This is a genomic window from Flagellimonas abyssi (assembly GCF_019457905.1).
Taxonomy (GTDB): Bacteria; Bacteroidota; Bacteroidia; order Flavobacteriales; family Flavobacteriaceae; genus Flagellimonas; species Flagellimonas abyssi.
In genome coordinates this window covers 74,315-93,959 of the sequence record NZ_JAHZSV010000017.1, presented here as the reverse complement: position 1 = coordinate 93,959, position 19,645 = coordinate 74,315, and the positions used below count along the sequence as shown (strand labels likewise).

The following is a 19,645-nucleotide window of genomic DNA, read 5'->3' as shown; positions in this document are numbered from 1 at the left end:
GAGCAAACTATGCCCACAAAATCAAAGAAAGCTATTACTCCTTGCTTACCGTAAGCCCGGTGAAATATAAGTTGGTGCCACCTTCGGGACGATTGTGCTGCTTCGATAACTGCAATCCCTGCATCTCTACATAATCTTCCCAAGTGGAGACCAAGTTGGGCTCTTCTTGGTTGGATTTTCGATAGGCCCACTCGCGAATTATATAATCGTCCTTAAAATAGAAATCATATGCATCACCGGGAGTGTAACCACCTTCGTTGGCATACACTATGGTGAGCTTTTGCATAGGCTCTTTGCTGATTGGAGCGGTGGCCTCAGCTGTATGTTCGTAGGTATAATTGCCGGAGTCCCACATCAAATTAAAAGGGGCCATCAACCAATATCTGTCATTGATAAAACCACTGTTTGTTTTTTGGGCAATACTGTCCATGGAATTTCGATTGTATGTAAGGGTGTCGGGCCCCGAAATGGCCGTTACCATGTTGCTCTTGGGTTTCCAGTCCCAACTGCGTTCAAAATGCATGGAATCTCTATCTACATTAAAGGTAAATGTGATTTCCTTCACAGCCGACCAGTTTTCAAAACCATGGGCTTCGGCAATAAGTTCCGGGACCGATTTATCGGTTTCGGCCGCTTCTTGGGTCTCCTCTTTTTGTTTTGGCTCCGTTTTACAGGATGCGAAAAATAAAATAGCGAACAATCCAACGATGTAATAGGTCTTCATATCTGATTTTTAACCAAATATAGTGTGAAAATCCGTTATTTTGCGCCCCATTTTAAAAAGCCTGACCCATAAATCTGTTTTTGAAGTGACTTTTTTAAAAAACTTGTTTCTAATACTTATAAGTAACCCCGACAAAGCGTTTTTGGAAAAGGAAGACTTATACGTACATCTTTCTGATGAGGAATTAGTAAAACAGATTGTGGCGGACAATGACCCTATGCTCTTTGGGAAGTTGTATGACCGCTATGTGAAAATGGTCTATAACAAATGTTACGGATTTGCGAAATCTGCGGACGAGGCGGAAGACTTGACCCAAGATGTCTTTCTTCAATTATTTATCAAACTTCGGACCTTTAAGGGAAAATCGAAGTTTTCTACATGGCTATATTCTTTTACCTATAATTTTTGTGTGAACTATGTAAATCGGAACAAGCAACTTAAAATTCGGGACAAATCCGTACAGGTAGAAAGTTCGGAATACAAACTTACAGAAGAGGTGCCCGATGAGAGGTTGTTTGAGATGAAAGCCGATAAACTCAAGAAATGCCTAGAAATCATCTCCGCTGAAGAGCGGTCCATTTTATTGTTAAAGTATCAGGACGGAGCCAGTATAAAGGAACTGGTAAACTTATTGGATATAGGGGAGAGCGCAGTAAAAATGCGGCTTAAAAGAGCCAAAGAAAGACTATTGGAAATCTATAATACCCTCGAATAGATGGCAAAGAAACACAAAAACCCATTCAAAGAGCTGGAGGCTTCCTTGCACGAGGCCCCACCGGAAATGAAGCAAAAAGTGATGAACGACATTGCTGCCGCAAAGTTGATCATGGACATGGCTTCATTGTTCTCGATTAATTTGGGCAGTGCTTTGCGTAAGCTTTTCCGAACAATGGGTGACAACTAATCAACTAACAGAACACTATAAATAAACAACAACTATGGAGACTATTAATGAATGGAAAAATGTGACCCTGGAGTCCCTGTCTGGCATGGGCAAAGAGATGGCGCTGGCCCTCCCAAAAATATTGGGCGCTATCATTATTTTGATTTTAGGTTGGATCGTTATCAAAATTGTACTCTTCCTTCTGAAGAAAATCCTTAAACTGGCCAAAGTGGATATGCTCAATGATAAGATCAATGGCATGGACGTCACCGGCAAAGGAGACCTCAATGTAGATATCATAAAAATTATTTTGGGGTTTGTTCGGTGGTTTTTGATTTTGGTGTTTTTGATCGTAGCTGCTGATATTTTGGATTGGAAAATCATATCCAAGGAAATTGGCAACCTCTTACATTATCTTCCTAAGTTCTTTAGCGCTTTGGCACTATTGATGCTCGGGTTCTACATCGGTAATTTTGTGAAGAAGACGGTCAAGCGTTTGTTCGATTCACTGGAATTTGGAGGTTCCAATATCGTAAGCAACTTGTTTTTCTATGTGATCGTCATCTTTATGTCCATCACCGCATTGAACCAGGCAGGTGTCGATACCACTATTATTACCAATAATATCACATTGATTCTGGGCTCTTTCCTTTTGGCATTTGCTTTGGGGGTAGGATTGGGATCCAAAGAAATTGTTGCCGATATCCTTAGGGCATTTTACACCCGAAAGACATATGTGGTAGGCGATAGAATAGTTATAGGGGATGATGAAGGAGTCATTAAATCCATAGAAAACAATAGTTTGACTTTGGAGACAAGAAGCGGAAAGTACGTTATCCCGATCAAGGATGTGGTATCGCAAAAGGTGCAGATAAAATCATAATACGGCCATTGTGAAAAACAAGTGCGGTAACTTCCTTGGAATTTGATTATTTTTGAAGTCTTACAACACGTAAAAAATGAGTTCAAAAAAAGGAAAAGTTCAGGAATTGATTCAAGAAAAACTGTTAGACGACCGCAAAGTGTTTTTGTGGGGCCAAGTAGATGATGATTCTGCAAAGCACGTAATCGACCGGTTGCTGTATTTGGATATGTTGAACAATAAGGAGATTCAATTGATTATCAATAGCCCGGGAGGATATGTAACCTCTGGTTTTGCTATTTACGATACCATTAAACAAATAAAAAGCCCTGTGTCTACCGTTTGTTCTGGTTTGGCCGCCTCTATGGGTTCCATACTTTTATCGGTGGGCGAAAAGGGCAGAAGGTTTATCCAGCCGCACGCCCGTGTCATGATTCACCAGCCAAGTGGTGGTGCAAGGGGGCAGGCCTCAAATATTGAGATTCAGGCAAGGGAAATCATCAAGACCAAGGAACTGGGCGCTAAAATTCTATCTGAGAATTGTGGACAGCCTTATGACAAGGTAATGAAAGATTTTGATCGCGATTACTGGATGAGTGCCGAAGAATCCGTTGAATATGGTATTGTGGATGGAATCTTGTAAATAAGACCATAACTCTTAAAAAGTGAAAAGTCCTTCGCAACGTATTGTGAAGGACTTTTTATATATAGGCGCCGTAGCGGAATATTTTATTTGTTAGATATACGACAAGGTAGCAGCCCACAGATTTTAAAGAATTGTTAAAATCAAAAATCGTCGGGATTTTGTATGATTTTTTCCGCTCGTTCCTTTAATTCAGAAAGTTCCTGCTGACTTTTTTTTTCCAGCAAGCTCAACATCATCGACATGCGTTGGTTGTTCTTAAAATGTGATTTCTTCTCTTCCAAAAAATTCCAGTACAATGAATTGAACGGACAGGATTTCTCTCCCGACTTAACTGTATGACTATAGGAACATTCCTTACAATAATTGCCCATCTTATTAATGTAATTGGCGCTACTCACATAAGGTTTGGTGGCTACAAGGCCCCCATCCGCAAATTGGCTCATTCCTCTGGTGTTGGTAATCTCTACCCATTCAATGGCATCTATATATACACCTAGATACCATGCATCCACTTCGTCCGGGTTTACCTGTGTCAGCAAAGCATAGTTTCCAATAACCATCAAACGTTGAATATGGTGAGCGTAGGCATTGTCCAAACTCTGGGCAATGGCATTGTGCAGACAGTTCATTTTGGTTTTCCCCGTCCAAAAGAAATCCGGGAGCGGATTATGGTTCTCCAGTTTGTTCAATTCAGCATAGTTTGGCATTTCTTTCCAATACACACCGCGCATATATTCCCGCCAACCCAATATCTGGCGGATAAATCCCTCGACTTGCGAAATATCGATATCATCTTTATGCTCGTAATAGTGTTCCACCACGGTGTTGATGACTTCTTTTGGCGACAGCATTTTACTGTTCATCGCGAAGGACAATCGGGAATGGAACAAGTATTTCTCTTGGGTATGCAATGCATCCTGATAGTCCCCGAAATAGGTCAATAGTCTCGAACAGAAAAAATCCAATAGCTCCGTACATTCTTGGTAGGAGGTGGGCCAAGGAAAGTTTTTGGCATCAATGTTCCCAAAAGTGTTTACCTCTGCACTTTTGATTTCTTCCAGTAGTTCGGTAACATCCGCGTTGAATGACAGTTCCTTTGGAATGCTAGGGGAACCGTCCCATTTTTTACGGTTGCTCTGGTCAAAATTCCATTTTCCACCTTCAGGTTGGTCGTTCTCCATCAGAATGTTGTGCTTCTTTCGCATCATCCGATAAAAACTTTCCATTAACAATTGTTTTTTGCCCTTAAAATGATTTTTTAGCTCATCCCTTTTCGTGTAGAAGTGCTCCGTGTCAAAAGCCTCCGAAGGAATGGATATGGATTTACAAATTTTCTTAAGCTGTTGGTCCAATCGGTATTCATCGGGCAATTGGTATTCAAACTTTTCAATCTTGTGTTCAGAAATGGTTTGGTCAATAAGATCGGGCAGGTTTTGGGGATTGTTTTTATCACCGATTTTAAAATATACTACGTTATGACCCTTTTTTTCCAAAGCATCCGCAAAATTTCTCATGGCACGGAAAAAACCGACCACTTTTTGGATATGATGCTTTACATAATCCGTCTCTTGCCGCATTTCGGCCATCAGGTAAATATGGTGATCGTTCTCTTGGTCCAGCCAACTGTGCGATAGATTAAGCTGGTCACCGAGGATAAGTCTGAGTGTTTTCATGAATCAAAATAAAGTAGGTTGGAGCCAAAGGCTCTGGAATTTTTTGTTCGGGTCGTAGCGTTCTGCTTGCCTTTTGGTATTAAAGATCCTGTTCCTCGGGTCGTTCCCCACGCCACTGTTGTACATCCAATTGCCCCAATTGCTATGCACATCGTAATCAATGAGCATGGCTTCAAAATAGGAGGCTCCAATACGCCAATCCTGTGTAAGATGTTTGGACCAATAACTGGCCACGTTCTGTCGGCCACGGTTGCTCATCCAACCGGTCTTTTTGAGCTCTATCATATTGGCATTGACAAAGTCATCATCCGTTTCTCCGTTGATCCAGTCACGTTTAGCGGCTTCGTTCGAATGCCAGTCATACTCCTTTTGAAGGATGCCATCAATTTTAAAAATCTGGTTGCCATGTTTTAAGGAAACGTACTTGAAGTAATCACGCCATATCAGTTCAAAAATCAACCAGTAGGTATCCTGATTTTTCTTGATTTCGTTTTCAAAGCGTTTTACCTCCCAATAAATGGTACGGGCGGAAATACTGCCATTGGCCAGCCATGGTGAAAATTTGGAACTGTAATCCGTGCCTACGAGTCCGTTTCTGGTTTTTTTGTAGTAAGCCAGTTTTTTGGTATCCCAGAAGTAATGTTGCATTCGATGTAGCGTATTGTTTTCACCACCAATAAAAGGGAAGGCCGATCTATCGTCCGTATCAAAGGAAGAAAATCCCAAGTCATGTAAACTAGGGAGATTTTTAGGGGGACCTATCCGATTTTCCTTTGGAAATACTTTCGGTTTCTCAAAACAAGGGCTTACCTGAACGTGTTTCTCGCACTTTTTGCGGAAAACCGTAAAAACCTGCGGAATCTGTGAGTAAGAATCAAAAGGAATGTCCTCGGGATGAAAAAGGAACTGGTCGAATGTTTTGTGGAGTGATACGGTCTTAGGTAAACGGTCTTGAACGTTTTGAATCACTTGGTTCTCCTCCGAAGTCCACTCATGCTGAAGAAAAATATGATTGATATTGAATTGTTCTACCAACTCGGGAATTCGGTCTTCAGGTTTTTCATGGTAAACGAGCAAGGTAATGTTGAGTTCTTCTAGATTCTTTTGAAGCTGATGTACCGTTTCCAGTAAAAATTTCGCCCTGAAACGTTCTGTTTTTTTGAAACCAAAGGAATTTAACTCGAATTGTCTGGGGTCAAAAAAATAGACGGCAACCACACGATTGGACTGTGCAGCCCTATACAACGCTTCATTGTCAAGAACACGTAGATTGTTTCCGAACCAAATAAGGCTAGTCTTCATGTTTGTTTTTATTTTTTCTGCACCGTTCACTACAATAGATTACCTGTTCCCAGTCCTTGGCCCATTTTTTCCGCCAAGTGAAGGGCCTTTTGCAAACAGGACATATTTTGGTGGGTAAATGCGGTTTCTTATGTGTCAATTTATTTTATTGTTTAATAAAAATACAAAAATATTAAACAGAATATTGAAAGAGCTTTTTGAATAATTCAGATTCCCCGGTTTAACCTACAAAATGCTTATTTTTATTCTTTTAATCAGAATTCAGCCCATTGGGCATCTATGGCACAGACTTCAAAAAATATAGCCATCATCGGTTCCGGATTGGTGGGCTCCCTTTTAGCAATTTATCTTCGAAAAAATGGACATACGGTTACCGTTTTTGATAGGAGACCGGATATTAGGACTATCAAGTTTTCAGGAAGGTCGATTAACTTGGCCATGAGCAATAGGGGCTGGCGTTCGCTCGATGAGGTTGGGATAGGAGATAAAATTAAGGATATTGCCATTCCACTGGATAAACGGGCGATGCACGTGAACGATAAGCCCATGTATTTCCAAAAATATGGTAAAGATGGAGAAGCCATTTGGTCCATATCCCGAGGTGTCCTGAATAAGCGAATGATAGACTTGGCCGAGGAAGAAGGAGCCACTTTTAGATTTAATGAAAAGGTCTGGGACGTGGATTTGCCCGAGGCTAAAATTTATACAGGAGAAACGGAAAAGAGTGAATGGAAGGAATATCAGTATGATGTGATTTTTGGATGTGATGGGGCATTTTCCCGTGTTCGTCATAAAATGCAGCGTCGTAGCAGGTTCAATTATTCCCAGAATTTCATCGATGTAGGTTACAAGGAGCTTACCATACCTGCAAATGAGGACGGAACACATAAGTTGGACAAGAACTCATTCCATATTTGGCCCCGTGGTGAATTTATGCTCATTGCCATGCCCAATATTGATGGTAGTTTTACCTGTACCTTGTTTTTACCTTTTGAAGGAGGGGTTTCTTTTGAGAGCATAAAAACAGAGAATGATGCTAGGGAGTTTTTTAAGAAGTACTTTCCTAACGTGCGCAAAGACATAGAAGACCTTACCAAAGACTTTTTTAATCACCCTACAAGTGCTATGGTGACCATGAAGTGCTACCCTTGGACCTATTGGGACAAAGTGGCGCTGGTAGGCGATTCTGCGCATGCGATAGTTCCTTTTTATGGACAAGGGATGAATGCTGGCTTTGAGGATATCTACGTGCTGAATAAGCTTATGGATAAGCATGGAGATGATTGGGATACTATTTTTTCTGAATATCAAGAAGAAAGGAAGCCAAATGCGGACGCGATTGCTGAGCTCAGTTACAGAAACTTTGTGGAGATGAGTAGTAAAACGGCCGACCCAAAATTTTTGTTACAGAAGAAAATTGAAAAGCACTTTGCTGCCAAGCATCCGGAAAAATGGGTGCCCGTATATAGCCGTGTCACTTTTTCGGATAGACCTTATTCCGAAGCATTGGCGATAGGGGATATGCAAGAAACAATTATGAAACAGGTGATGCAAATGCCCAATATTGAGGAAAAATGGGACTCTAAAGAAGTGGAGGAAAAAATATTGGCACTTTTAAATGACAGTTAAGCAGATTTAAAACGTATTTATATCAAAAGAAAAAGCCACCTAAAAAAGGTGGCTTTTTTATTAGTTTACTTTAGACCAGCTTAAAGCTTCGCAAAAAGTTTTTCCATTCTATCTTGCTCCTCTTCAGCTAAAAGTGGGTCGACCAGGATTCTTCCACTATGCTCATCGGTGATGATTTTTTTACGGGAAGCAATCTCAACCTGTACCTGTGGTGGAATGGTAAAGAAAGAACCTCCGGAAGCGCCACGCTCAACAGGAACTACGGCCAAACCGTTTTTCACGTTGTGTCGGATTCTTTTGTAAGCCTTTACCAAACGGTCTTCGATTTTTTCTTCGTACTCTTCGGATTTTTTCAAAAGAGCTTTTTCTTCTTTTTCGGTTTCGGCAAGAATGGCATCCAATTCACCTTTTTTATGTTTTAGGTGACCTTCTCTCTCAGACAATTTCTCCTTGGTCTGTGCGATAACCTCTTTTTTCTGCTCAATCTGCGCTTTGAACTCTTTTATGTTCTTTTCGGCCAACTGAATCTCCAACTCTTGGAACTCTACCTCTTTGGTCAACGAATTGAACTCGCGGCTGTTCCTAACATTTTTCTGCTGCTCGCTATATTTTTTGATAAGCGCCTTGGACTCGTCGATAAGGTTTTTCTTTGCTGTAATCTCAAAGTTAACGGTTTCAACGTCCGTTTTTAATTTGTCCAACCTTGTTTTAAGACCAAGAACTTCGTCTTCCAAGTCCTGTACTTCCAAAGGTAGTTCGCCTCTAACGTTGCGGATTTCATCCACTCTGGAGTCGATAAGCTGTAAATCGTACAGCGCCCTTAATTTGTCCTCTACAGTGCTTTCTTTCTTATTCGCCATATATTTTATAAATACTTGATGGGATTCGTTATACTCTCCGATAAAGAGACTGCAAAATTAGGAATTTTTTTCGTAAGATAATCAACCAATAAATCTTTTGTAAACTGCTCAGTTTCAAAGTGCCCGATATCGGCCACGACCAGTTGATTTTCGGCCTGGTAAAAATCGTGATATTTAAGGTCGGCTGTAACGTATATATCTGCTCCCGATTTCTTGGCAGCTCCAATGGCAAAAGCCCCGCTGCCCCCTAAAACAGCTACTTTTTTCACCTTATTTCCCAATAGTTTGGAATGGCGTACTATAGAAGCGTTCATCCGTTCTTTGGTAAAAAGAAGAAACTGTTTTTCGTCCATTTCTGTCTCAAGCTCGCCAATCATTCCCATGCCCAAATCTTGATTGGTATTCTCCAAGGTAAGTACTTCATAGGCCACTTCTTCATAAGGGTGGGCGTTAAAAAGTGCCTTTAAAATGGATTTTTCTTTTTCAAATGAGAAGATTACATTGATTTGGGTCTCCTTCTCGGAATGTATTTCACCAATTTTTCCAACGGCCGGGTTGGCTCCGTTCTCTGCTTTAAAACTCCCTATTCCATCCAAACTATAACTACAATTACTATACTTCCCAAGATTGCCGGCGCCAGCTTTGAACAGGGCCAGTTTTATATTTTCAGCATCGGCTATGGGGGCATATGTGGTCAATTTTTTTATGCTGTTGGCCCGTGGAATAAGGATTTCAGGGTTTTTAAGCCCTAAAACTTCACAAATTTTGGCATTTACCCCCATTTTGCTATTATCCAATGCAGTGTGCATGCTATAAATGGCAATGTTGTTGGCAACAGCTTTGAGTACCACACGTTCCACATAGTTGCTTCCTGTCAATTTTTTTAATCCTTTAAAAATGATAGGGTGAAAGCTTACGATAAGGTTGTACTTTTTTTCAATGGCCTCGTCTACCACATTTTCCAGAGTGTCCAAGGTTACCAGCAGGCCCTGAACTTTCATATTGGGGTCGCCGACCAATAAACCTACATTGTCAAAATCTTCTGCGTGTGCCAAAGGAGCCAGTTCCTCAAGCACTTTTGCTATTTCGTTAACGGTCATTTTAAAAATGTTAATTGGGCTAAAGATAAAATATTATATTTTCGTTCAATGCTTCAATTGCTCCGGAAAATAGCGTTCCCCATTTCGTTGATCTATGCCTTGGTGGTACATGTTCGAAACTTCTTGTTCGATACAGGTGTTTTTTCATCCAAATCGTACCGAACCCCGACCATTTGTGTGGGCAACCTAAGTGTGGGGGGAACGGGAAAAACCCCAATGACCGAATATGTATTAAGGATATTGGCGGAAAGAAACACTGCGGTGCTGAGCCGAGGATATAAGCGCAAATCGGATGGATTCTATTTGGCCGATGCCAAAAGCACTGTTCTGGAGCTGGGTGATGAACCTTATCAAATCCATAGAAAATTTCCCGAAGTTGCTGTTGCTGTGGATGCCGATAGACGTAACGGTATCGAAAAATTGGAAAAATTGGTGAACCCAGAGGTGATTGTTTTGGACGATGCATTTCAGCACAGAAAGGTAAAACCGACTTTTTCAATTTTACTGACCACCTATCAAAACTTATATGTAGACGACTGGTATTTGCCAACAGGCAGCCTCCGGGATGCCAAAAAGGAAGCCAAACGGGCAGATTTGATTATTGTCACAAAGTGTCCACAAGGTATTGATGACATAGAGAGGAACGCTATTGAGGCAAAGTTAAATCCTGAAAAACACCAAAAAGTGCTATTTGCCCATTTGGCCTACCATGATTATGTAAGTGATGGCAGCGAAGAGAAAATACCATTGAACGAATTGAAGGGCAGGCAGGTGGCTTTGGTAACGGGAATAGCTTCTCCAGGACCTTTGGTTAGCTATCTTGATGACTTGGGAGTTGATTTTAAGCATTTTGAGTTTGGAGATCACCATAATTTTAACGCATCGGAAATTGACAAATTCAAAGATTATGAACTGATTATTACTACGGAAAAGGATTTTGTTAGGCTAAAGGGTAGGGTGGATAGGCTCTACTTTTTGGAAATTGCCCACAATTTTTCCAAAAAAGATGGATTGATACTACAAAGAGCTATTGAGGATTTGTTCTAAATGGAACCTTCCATTTTGCTCCTAAAAATATTTTCACCAATTTTTTGATAAAATACTTCAGGTTTAAAAGGTTTGGTGACCACATCGTTACAGCCAGCATCATAGAAACTGTCCAGGCTGTCGTCCAAAGAAATAGCCGTTAGTGCTATAATTGGGATAACCGTATCAAACTTACGGATTTGGCGAGTTGCCTCTTCTCCGCTTATACCGGGCATGTGAATGTCCATCAGAATGGCATCGTAGGTATTATTTTTTGCCATATCAATGGCTTCGTTACCATTGTTGGCAATGTCGCAGGTAATCTCTTTTTTGGTGAGCATTTTTTTGGTGATCACCTGATTTATTTTGTTGTCCTCTACTACGAGCACGTGCAGCCCTTTGAACTGAAATTCATCAAGGTTGAGCTCGAATGCAATTTCATCCCCTTCTTTGCTCTCATAATCCAAGTCCATCTCAAAGTAGAAAGAACTACCGTGGTCCAGTTCACTTTCTAGATGAATGGTGCTTCCAAATAGCCCCAAGAGACTTTTTACAATTGTTAGGCCAAGGCCCGTTCCACCGTATTCCCTATTGATTTGGATGGACCCCTGCTCAAAACTTTCGAATATATTTTTTTGTTGGTCTTCCGAAATACCGATTCCGTTGTCCCGTACTTCAAAATAAATTTTTACTTGGTCTTCTTCTTTTTTAAGCATTTTGGCTATGACCTCGACCCTGCCGTTTTTGGTGAATTTAAGAGCGTTACCGACCAAATTCATGAAGATTTGTGAAAGCTTAATCGGGTCTCCCATCAACTTTTTAGGAATTGTGGGGTCGTAGTCCAGAATAAGTTCTGTTTTTTTCTCGTGGGCATTTTGTTGTAGGGATTCTACAACATCATCCAATACTTTATGTAGCTTGAACTCGATGTTCAGAGGTTCCAGCTTTTCTGCATCAATTTTATTTATCTGTAGAATATCGTTGATGAAATTGAGTAGGTATTCCCCAGAAAACTTTAAAGATTTTAGGTGTTCTTTTTGGTGTTCTGATGGATTCTCCTCCAACAATAGGTGGGTGAGCCCGGTTACAGCGTACAACGGTGTTCGCAGTTCGTGCGTTACTGTTGACAAGAAGTTGGTTTTCGCCTCCATGGCCGATACAGCAGCATCACGCGCCAATTCTAGCTCTTTGTTCTTTGTGTAGAGCAGGTCGTTGGTCTTTAATTTTATTTGGTTGTTTCGGAACAAGGAAACTGCCAATAAAGAGATTATGGTCAAAAAAGCCGAAGTCAATATTGCCGTGATCTCTGAACGGTTTTTGGATTCGCTCAACTCTTCATTTATTGCCTGTAGTTTGTTGAGCTCGTTCATTTGGTGTTCAAATCGTACTTTCTCTGCCGTATTTGCATCAAGCTTTGCTTTCTCCACATTGAATATGGAATCCTTCATTTTGGAAAGTCCCTTTGCGTACAATAATGACTCCGAGTAGTTGCCGTTTGCTTCGTAGATATTGGACAATTGCTCGTAAGCATTTTTGATTTCTTTGGAAAAGCCATGTTTTTCTGCTAGCTCCAGCGCAGCTTTGGAATGGACGATTCCTTCTTCCAAGTCGTTAAGGGTAACGCTTATTTTTGCCAATTGGAGATTGGCCCTGGTTGCTAGATAGGCCCTTTCCTTGTCATCAGAATTGACGATAAGTGCATGAAGGTTCTTTATGGCATCATTGTATTTTTCTATATTGGTGTAGATGTAAGCTTCTTGCAACAAAATATTGTTGGTAAGGTTCCTGTTGTTGCTTAGCTTTCTTGATTCTTCCAGCTGTTTGAGGGCCTGAAAATTGTTTCCTTCGGAATATCTAAGGGATGCATCCAGATATAGGTGAAAGGCTTGCCCAAAGGAATAAGAGGTGTCCTTTAATAATATACTGGCACGGTCCCAATAAAAAATTGCCGTTTCATAATCGCCCTCTTCCAGAAAGAGTCTGGCGTATTGGTGATACGTATCCAACAATAGTTTGGAATCTTCATTCCTTTCTGCAATATTGGCGGCTTGGCTCAGCGTTTCAAGGGCTTTGTCCACGTTGTTCTCGTGGCGGTACCTCATAAAATCATTAAAAATCTCCTTGACATTGGATGCTGAATTGCCGTCGTTTTGGGCAATAGTTGTTTGTATGCACAATATTAAGCATAGTAGAAACTGCCATTTAAGGCTTGGCCTTTTGTTTGATAAGGTTGCGATCAAACGTAATTTTTCTTTATCAGCAAAGCTATTAAATCAATAATTCTGGAACAATATCCAGTTTCGTTATCGTACCACCCGATAATCTTTACCATTTTACCGATTACGGAGGTCATCAATGAATCAAACGTACAAGAGTAACAACTATTGTTTATGTCGATAGAAACAATAGGGTCTTCGGTGTAATTAAGAATTCCTTTAAGGTTGTTTTCCGCTTGCCTTTTAAAGGTAGCATTTATTTTTTCAATCGAGGTTTCCCGTATCACGTTGAACGTAATATCGGTCAATGACCCGTTTGGCACAGGCACTCGGATGCCACATCCACCAATGACATTTGATAGTTCTGGAAAAATACTGGTCAATGCCTTTGCCGCTCCGGTAGTGGTGGGGATTATGGATTGCCCGGCAGCTCGGGACCTACGAAGGTCTCTGTGGGGACTATCGTGAAGGCTTTGGTCGGAGGTGTAGGAGTGAACAGTTGTGATGTACGCTTGTTCTATGCCGCACAGTTCGTTGATAACTTTGATCATGGGCGCAGCATTGTTGGTAGTGCAGGACGCGTTGGAAATGATTTGGTCGTCCTTGTCCAGGATATCCTCGTTTACGCCCAATACCACCATTTTTATAGAGTCGTCCAACGGCGGAACGGAAAGTATTACTTTTTTGGCCCCATTTTTTATGTGTAGGTCCAAGTCCGTTTTTGTCTTAAATTTTCCAGTGGATTCGACCACGATATCCACCCCATGGGATTTCCAATCTATTTCTTTTGGATGATTGTGATTGAGTATCGGTATTTTGTTGTCATCTACAAGAATATGTCCATTTTGATGCGATACATCAAAGGGCAACACACCATGGATACTGTCATATTTTAGCAGATGGGCCAAGGTTTCGGCATTGGCCAAATCGTTAATGGCCACAACATTGATGTTCGGATGGTTGAGCAAAAGTCTAAAAAGGGTTCTACCTATACGACCGAAGCCATTTATACCAACAGTGATGTTTTTCATGATGATGGGGTGCCGTACTAGTGTATGTGCTTATGTGCTTTGTAGGATGAACGGACCAAAGCTCCACTTTCTACATGTCTAAAGCCCATTTCCAGTCCTAATTCCTCATATTTTTTAAATTGTTCCGGAAGGATAAATTGTTTTACCGGGAGGTGTTTTTTTGAAGGCTGGAGGTACTGCCCAATAGTGATAACATCCACATTCGCTTTTCGTAGGTCTTCCATAGTGGCGATAACTTCGCTCTCTTCTTCGCCCAAGCCCAACATGATGCCCGATTTGGTCCTGTTTGCTCCGTTTTTCTTTAGATAGTCCAATACTTCCAGACTTCTTTCGTACTTGGCTTGTATTCTAACCTCTCGTGTCAGCCTCTTTACGGTTTCCATGTTATGGGAAATCACTTCAGGGGCTACGTTCAATATTCTGTCCAAATGGTTGGGGATTCCTTGGAAATCAGGAATCAATGTTTCCATTGTTGTTTCTGGATTCATGCGCCTTACGGCTTTTACCGTTTCTGCCCAGATAATGGACCCCATATCTTTTAGGTCGTCACGGTCCACAGAGGTGAGCACGGCATGTTTAATGTTCATGATCTTTATGGAGCGGGCCACTTTTTCCGGCTCCGCCCAATCCACAGTTTCCGGGCGTCCTGTTTTTACACCACAGAACCCACAGGAACGGGTGCAGATATTTCCCAAAATCATGAATGTAGCGGTACCTTCGCCCCAACATTCACCCATGTTTGGGCAGCTGCCGGAGGTGCAAATGGTATGTAGATCGTACTTGTCCACAAGCCCCCTGAGCTGGGTGTATTTTTTGCCCGTTGGAAGCTTAACCCTTAGCCACTTTGGCTTTCCTTTGGGTGGTATTACGTTTTCTGCTACGCTTGTGCTCATAGAACAAATTTAGAAGTACAAAGATACGAAACTGGGAAAGAAACTGTGTGACTTGGAAGGAGTCACTTTTTTTTGATGATTTCTGCCAAAAGTTTTTTGGCGCGGAGCAATTTCACCTTTATGTTATTGACGGGCTCATTGAGTTCTTTGGCTATGTCGGCATAGCTCATTTCTTGAAAATAGCGCAGGTTGATCACTTTCTGATAGTGGGGTTTCATCTTTTTGATATCCTGCAAGAGGTTGGCCAGATTTTGTTCCGTAATCAAACGGTCCTCTACCGTGGGAGTTTCGTCCAAAACTTTTTTTACCTCGTCTGCGCGGGATTCCATTTCGTTCATTAGACTTCTTTTGCGTTTTCTGAGAAGGTCTACATGAAGGTTTTTGGATATGGTGATGAGCCAAGTTTTGAACTCATAGTTTTCGTCGTAGGTATCGATTTTATCGAATGCTTTGGAAAAAGTCCTTATGGTAATGTCCTCGGCATCGTTTTCATTTTTGGTGCGAAGCATTTGAAAACCGTACACATCGTTCCAAAAAGTGTCAACGAGGTTACTAAAGGCAATTTGGTTTCCCTCTTTTGCCCTTTGTATAATCTCCTTGATGGAATCGTCGGTTTTTTCCAAATAATAAGGCTTGCCTAAAAATTAATTTTATTGGGTATTTGTAACGTTATCTTTCTTGCAATCTTGTTCTTCCGGTAGTTTTCCGCAAAAACCACAAGCTTCCCCGTCCTTGTTCAAAAAGGGACTTTGACTTGCACATGTTCCGGCAAACTCACCATTCTTTTTCCCCCAGATTTTGATGGCGATTCCTGCAAATGCAAGTGCTAACAATCCAATGGTGACCAATACTAACTTCATAAAATCCAACTTTTGTACAAAGGTACAAAATACCTTGTTAAAGGTCGGAATGTTTAAGGTTTCTTTACCGTAAAACCTATTTTATTAGTAATTGATATTGGCTACGATATTGTCTACAGATGGAATATTGTTTCCGCCCTTTGGTTCAATGGTGATATATCCCACAGCATTGTCAGCGTAGGGTAGGGCAAGAAGTTTGTCTTTTTCATCAAAATCTTTGATTACACCCAGGTTTACCAATTCTCCATTGACCTCTGCCCACATTTGGAAGCATTTGTCTTCGGGAAGTTCCGGAACGTTGCTCACATTGATGTACGACAGTTTTTTAACAGGGTTTATGTATGCAATGGCCTTGAGTTCCTTTGCCTCACGTTCACCTCTTACCTGATATTTTTTGGTAGCAGGATTGTTAAGAACGATGAACTGGTTTCTCATGTCGGCCAATTGGTCCTTCATGTTATCCTCCAAATACTTGATTTGGTTGGTTACGAGGGTATTTTCTTCCTGTAATGTTTTGTTCTGGTTCCAAAAGAAAAGGGAGGAGCCGGCGAAAATCATGATGGCGATACTGGCGGCAACGGCATATCTCATATATCTTTTGCTTACCATGGTTTCTTTTCGTGCACTGGCAATTATAATGTCCTTTAAGCCTTCTGGAGTTTTTTTGGCATACATATTGGCAAAAGTCTCCAAGTTTTTCTGGAGCACTTCATAGGTCTCCCGCACTTCGGGGTACATGGCAATATATCTTTCCGCTTTTTGGGATTCTTCCTTGGTGGTGTCTCCTAAAAGGTATTTCTCTAAAATGTCGGACTCTAAAAATATTTTTACTTTTTCTTTCATGACAACAAATTTAAGATTAAGAGCAGGGACATTGTTGTTCCGTAAATCTTTCCAAGTTCCCTAAGTCCTATTTTTAACCGGGATTTTATGGTTCCCAAAGGAATGTCCAATTCATCACTTGCCTCCTGCTGCGTCATTCCTTCAAAAAATAGGGCCTCTAAAACAATTCTGTACTTATCTTCGATTTTGTCCAAGTTTTCTTGGATGTCCAGATGTTCCGGGTTAATGGCCTTGACTCCAAGATTATATACGTCTGAAACGTCGATTTGGATTTCTTTATCCGATTTATTATTGACGCTACGCAATTTATCTATGGCAGTATTCCTAACAATCCTGAACAACCATGTAAAAAGTTTTGCCTTGGAAGCATCGTAGGTGTCGGCTTTTTTCCAGATTTTGATAAAACTTTCCTGTAGCACATCTTGGGCCAAATCCTCATCTTTTACCACCTTAAAGGCAACCCCGAAGAGCGTATCCCCATAATTTTCATAAAGTAGGGAAATAGCTTTGTCGTCTTTTTCCTCAAGGAGTGAAACAATATGTCTCTCTATCAATGTGCTCATTAATGATGCTTTTGGTAAAATTTTTTATGGGACCAAAATCTAAAATAGGATTTATCTCGTATATAAAACAAAGCTAAGACAGAAAAAGCTTTTTTGTCTTGTGAATTTTGAATAGAAATAAGGGGCTTCAAAGCCCTGACGACATACATAAATTTGGTTAGTTTGGTTTGGTATAACCCTCGTTATTGACTTCAATGCGGGGGTTATTTTATTATGTTCACTTCTGGTTGAATCTTTATCTTGAAGGTTTTTTGCACTTCGTCTTGAATTTTTTTGCTTAGGTCAAGAATCTCTTTACCCGTGGCACTTCCGTGGTTAACCAAAACAAGGGCCTGTTTTTCGTGCACACCTGCGTCACCAAAGCGTTTTCCCTTAAAACCACATTGCTCTACCAACCAACCGGCGGGAATCTTAAATTGATTATCGTCCATTTCATAAAAAGGCGCATTGGGGTATTTTTTGATGAACTTATCAAACGCTTTTTGAGAAATCACGGGATTTTTAAAAAAGCTTCCGCTATTGCCTATTTCCTTAGGGTTGGGCAGTTTGCTTCTGCGTATGGCAATGACGGCGTCGGAAATATCCCTGATTGTCGGATGTACAATGCCCTTCTCCTTCAATTCGTTCTCAATGGAACCATAGCCTGTGTGAAGCACATGGTCTTTCTTGGTCAACTTGAGTACTATCGAAGTGATGATGTATTTATCCTTTGCTCTGTTCTTGAAAATGGATTCCCTGTACCCGAACTCGCATGCTTCGTTATCAAAACCCTCTAGCTCCCCGGTTTTGACGTCCATGGCTGCGCAACTCACAAAAACATCCTTTAGTTCAACTCCATAAGCACCAATATTTTGGATGGGTGCCGTGCCAACGTTGCCCGGGATGAGCGAAAGATTCTCGAGTCCGCCAAATCCTTGTTCCAGACTCCACATAACAAGTTCGTGCCAATTCTCACCGGCCATTGCCTTCACCTCTACAAAATTCTCGTTTTCTTCAACAATGGAGATGCCCTTTAGTTTTAGGTGTACCACCAAAGCATCTATATCTTTGGTAAGTAGCATGTTGCTTCCTCCGCTGATGATGAACTTTTTGGGATATGCTTTGAGCTCCAGTACTTTTTGAAGCTGGACAAGACCTGTTATTTCAACAAAGAACCGTGCCTTAACGTCAATGCCGAAGGTATTATAGTTTTTTAAGGATATGTTTTCCTGTATGTTCACTGGGCGTTGTACTCTCTTAAAGCCTTACCTAAAATATGGACTGCCTTTACAAGTTGCTCTTTTTTCAGCACATAGGCAATTCTAATCTGATTTTTTCCCAAGCCAGGTGTTGCATAAAAACCGGCAGCGGGAGCTACCATCACCGTATTTCCTTCTACCTCAAAACTTTCCAACAACCATTGCGCAAAATGGTCCGCATTCTCAATGGGAAGCTCGACAACACAATAAAAGGCACCTTGTGGGGTAGCAACCTTTACACCTTCCAATTTATTGAGCTCGGTAATCAAAAGGTTTCTTCGGGAAACATATTCGTCGATTACATCATCAAAATAGGATTGTGGAGTTTCCAAAGCGGCCTCGCTGGCAATTTGGGCAAAGGTTGGGGGTGACAATCTCGCTTGCGCAAATTTTAGTGCAGTACCAATAACTTCTTTGTTTTTTGAAATCATACAACCGATACGGGCGCCGCACATGCTGTACCTTTTGGATACGGAATCAACCACAATGGCATACTCTTCCAATCCCTCGACCTGAAGAATTGAATAGTGTTCCCTGCCGTCATAAGTAAATTCGCGGTATACCTCATCGGCCACTAGGAAAAGATTGTACTTTTTGACCAAATCCGCCAACTGATGAATTTCTTCCCTACTATAAAGGTATCCCGTTGGGTTTCCAGGGTTACAAATTAGAATGGCCTTCGTTTTTGGAGTGATAAGGTCTTCAAACTTGGAAATGGGGGGAAGTGCAAAGTTATTTTCAATAGATGAAGCAATGGGTTTTACCTTAACACCTGCAGCTGTGGCAAAGCCATTGTAATTTGCATAAAATGGTTCGGGTATGATAATTTCATCATCATTGTCCATAATGGTTCCCAAGGTAAAGGACAATGCCTCGGAACCGCCCGTGGTCACTATAATATCTTCAGCATCAACAAAAATATCCTGTTTTGCATAGTAATCCGAAATTTTTTTACGGTACTCCTCAGAACCTTGGGTCATGCTGTACTCAAGAACCTCAATGGTGTGGTTGCGAACCGCATCCAAAGCCACTTTTGGGGTTTTAATATCGGGTTGTCCAATATTTAGGTGGATTACATGGGTTCCTCGTTTTTTGGCAGCCTCTGCGTAGGGCACCAATTTTCGGATGGGTGATGCGGGCATTTGAGTCCCTTTCTTTGAAATGCTTGGCATGAACTAAAGTTTTGGCAAAAATGAGAAAACCTAATATCGAAAACAACAAGATTGAACATAAATTAATTGTTATTGGAAATGTTAAAATATGATAGAGTTAAAACCTTATTTTGTATATTTCTTA

Annotated in this window: 21 protein-coding genes; 6 read left to right on the top strand and 15 right to left on the bottom strand. The window is 41.0% G+C overall.

Features of this window, described 5'->3' with window-relative positions; translation table 11 throughout:
- Positions 1-34 precede the first annotated feature (34 nt).
- On the bottom strand, positions 35-724 hold the full coding sequence (locus K1F36_RS13015) for a hypothetical protein (RefSeq protein ID WP_220114205.1): 690 nt from the start codon (positions 722-724) through the stop codon (positions 35-37).
- 112 nt (positions 725-836) lie between these two features.
- On the opposite strand from K1F36_RS13015, the gene K1F36_RS13010 reads away from it, so the two are divergent.
- From K1F36_RS13010 to K1F36_RS12995, 4 genes are all read left to right on the top strand, one after another.
- Positions 837-1,439: an RNA polymerase sigma factor gene (locus K1F36_RS13010; protein ID WP_313790072.1), complete on the top strand. Its 603-nt coding sequence runs from the start codon at positions 837-839 to the stop codon at positions 1,437-1,439.
- The gene (locus K1F36_RS13005; RefSeq protein WP_108247190.1) at positions 1,440-1,628 is read left to right on the top strand and encodes a hypothetical protein; all 189 of its coding nucleotides are present in this window, start codon (positions 1,440-1,442) and stop codon (positions 1,626-1,628) included.
- Between the two features lie 34 nt (positions 1,629-1,662).
- On the top strand, positions 1,663-2,490 hold the full coding sequence (locus K1F36_RS13000; RefSeq protein ID WP_220114204.1) for a mechanosensitive ion channel family protein: 828 nt from the start codon (positions 1,663-1,665) through the stop codon (positions 2,488-2,490).
- 76 nt (positions 2,491-2,566) lie between these two features.
- On the top strand, positions 2,567-3,112 hold the full coding sequence (locus K1F36_RS12995) for a ClpP family protease (protein WP_108247188.1): 546 nt from the start codon (positions 2,567-2,569) through the stop codon (positions 3,110-3,112).
- A gap of 143 nt (positions 3,113-3,255) precedes the next feature.
- Here the strand turns inward: K1F36_RS12995 and K1F36_RS12990 are convergent, their stop codons facing one another.
- From K1F36_RS12990 to K1F36_RS12980, 3 genes are read right to left on the bottom strand one after another with little or no spacing between them, the layout of a single operon-like run.
- On the bottom strand, positions 3,256-4,788 hold the full coding sequence (locus tag K1F36_RS12990) for a cryptochrome/photolyase family protein (protein WP_220114203.1): 1,533 nt from the start codon (positions 4,786-4,788) through the stop codon (positions 3,256-3,258).
- A 3-nt stretch (positions 4,789-4,791) separates the two neighbouring features.
- On the bottom strand, positions 4,792-6,090 hold the full coding sequence (locus K1F36_RS12985) for a DASH family cryptochrome (protein ID WP_220114202.1): 1,299 nt from the start codon (positions 6,088-6,090) through the stop codon (positions 4,792-4,794).
- Complete coding sequence (locus K1F36_RS12980) at positions 6,080-6,229, bottom strand: DUF2256 domain-containing protein (protein WP_220114201.1); 150 nt, start codon at positions 6,227-6,229, stop codon at positions 6,080-6,082. The genes K1F36_RS12985 and K1F36_RS12980 overlap by 11 nt, the downstream gene beginning before the upstream one ends.
- Before the next feature lie 140 nt (positions 6,230-6,369).
- On the opposite strand from K1F36_RS12980, the gene K1F36_RS12975 reads away from it, so the two are divergent.
- Positions 6,370-7,719: an FAD-dependent oxidoreductase gene (locus K1F36_RS12975; RefSeq protein WP_220114200.1), complete on the top strand. Its 1,350-nt coding sequence runs from the start codon at positions 6,370-6,372 to the stop codon at positions 7,717-7,719.
- 80 nt (positions 7,720-7,799) lie between these two features.
- Here K1F36_RS12975 and K1F36_RS12970 read toward each other — a convergent pair whose 3' ends face one another.
- Together K1F36_RS12970 and K1F36_RS12965 are read right to left on the bottom strand one after the other, a co-directional pair.
- The gene (locus tag K1F36_RS12970) at positions 7,800-8,579 is read right to left on the bottom strand and encodes a zinc ribbon domain-containing protein (RefSeq protein WP_207033480.1); all 780 of its coding nucleotides are present in this window, start codon (positions 8,577-8,579) and stop codon (positions 7,800-7,802) included.
- A gap of 5 nt (positions 8,580-8,584) precedes the next feature.
- On the bottom strand, positions 8,585-9,679 hold the full coding sequence (locus K1F36_RS12965; RefSeq protein WP_220114199.1) for a Nif3-like dinuclear metal center hexameric protein: 1,095 nt from the start codon (positions 9,677-9,679) through the stop codon (positions 8,585-8,587).
- Between the two features lie 48 nt (positions 9,680-9,727).
- Here K1F36_RS12965 and lpxK point away from each other — a divergent pair, with 48 nt between their 5' ends.
- Positions 9,728-10,726 carry a tetraacyldisaccharide 4'-kinase gene (gene lpxK / locus K1F36_RS12960; protein WP_220114198.1) on the top strand — a complete coding sequence of 333 codons (999 nt, stop codon included), beginning with the start codon at positions 9,728-9,730 and terminating at the stop codon, positions 10,724-10,726.
- Here lpxK and K1F36_RS12955 read toward each other — a convergent pair.
- From K1F36_RS12955 to K1F36_RS12915, 9 genes are all read right to left on the bottom strand, one after another.
- Positions 10,723-12,882, bottom strand: coding sequence for an ATP-binding protein (locus tag K1F36_RS12955; RefSeq protein WP_258539064.1), 2,160 nt, complete (start codon positions 12,880-12,882; stop codon positions 10,723-10,725). The two genes, lpxK and K1F36_RS12955, sit on opposite strands and share 4 nt — an antisense overlap.
- A gap of 59 nt (positions 12,883-12,941) precedes the next feature.
- A complete protein-coding gene (gene gap / locus K1F36_RS12950) occupies positions 12,942-13,952 on the bottom strand; it encodes a type I glyceraldehyde-3-phosphate dehydrogenase (protein WP_220114196.1) in 1,011 nt (336 codons plus the stop codon).
- 17 nt (positions 13,953-13,969) lie between these two features.
- Positions 13,970-14,845 (bottom strand): lipoyl synthase, encoded by an 876-nt coding sequence (gene lipA, locus K1F36_RS12945; RefSeq protein WP_220114195.1) that lies wholly within the window; start codon positions 14,843-14,845, stop codon positions 13,970-13,972.
- 62 nt (positions 14,846-14,907) lie between these two features.
- On the bottom strand, positions 14,908-15,468 hold the full coding sequence (locus K1F36_RS12940; protein WP_220114194.1) for an RNA polymerase sigma factor: 561 nt from the start codon (positions 15,466-15,468) through the stop codon (positions 14,908-14,910).
- A 27-nt stretch (positions 15,469-15,495) separates the two neighbouring features.
- Positions 15,496-15,705: a membrane or secreted protein gene (locus K1F36_RS12935; protein ID WP_220114193.1), complete on the bottom strand. Its 210-nt coding sequence runs from the start codon at positions 15,703-15,705 to the stop codon at positions 15,496-15,498.
- An 84-nt stretch (positions 15,706-15,789) separates the two neighbouring features.
- Positions 15,790-16,548, bottom strand: a complete 759-nt coding sequence (locus K1F36_RS12930) for an anti-sigma factor (RefSeq protein WP_207033467.1) — start codon at positions 16,546-16,548, stop codon at positions 15,790-15,792.
- Positions 16,545-17,111, bottom strand: coding sequence for an RNA polymerase sigma factor (locus K1F36_RS12925; protein ID WP_207033466.1), 567 nt, complete (start codon positions 17,109-17,111; stop codon positions 16,545-16,547). Before K1F36_RS12925 ends, K1F36_RS12930 begins: the two co-directional genes overlap by 4 nt.
- A gap of 203 nt (positions 17,112-17,314) precedes the next feature.
- Complete coding sequence (gene murB, locus K1F36_RS12920) at positions 17,315-18,331, bottom strand: UDP-N-acetylmuramate dehydrogenase (protein WP_220114192.1); 1,017 nt, start codon at positions 18,329-18,331, stop codon at positions 17,315-17,317.
- A complete protein-coding gene (locus K1F36_RS12915; RefSeq protein ID WP_220114191.1) occupies positions 18,328-19,521 on the bottom strand; it encodes a pyridoxal phosphate-dependent aminotransferase in 1,194 nt (397 codons plus the stop codon). Before K1F36_RS12915 ends, murB begins: the two co-directional genes overlap by 4 nt.
- Positions 19,522-19,645: the final 124 nt, after the last annotated feature.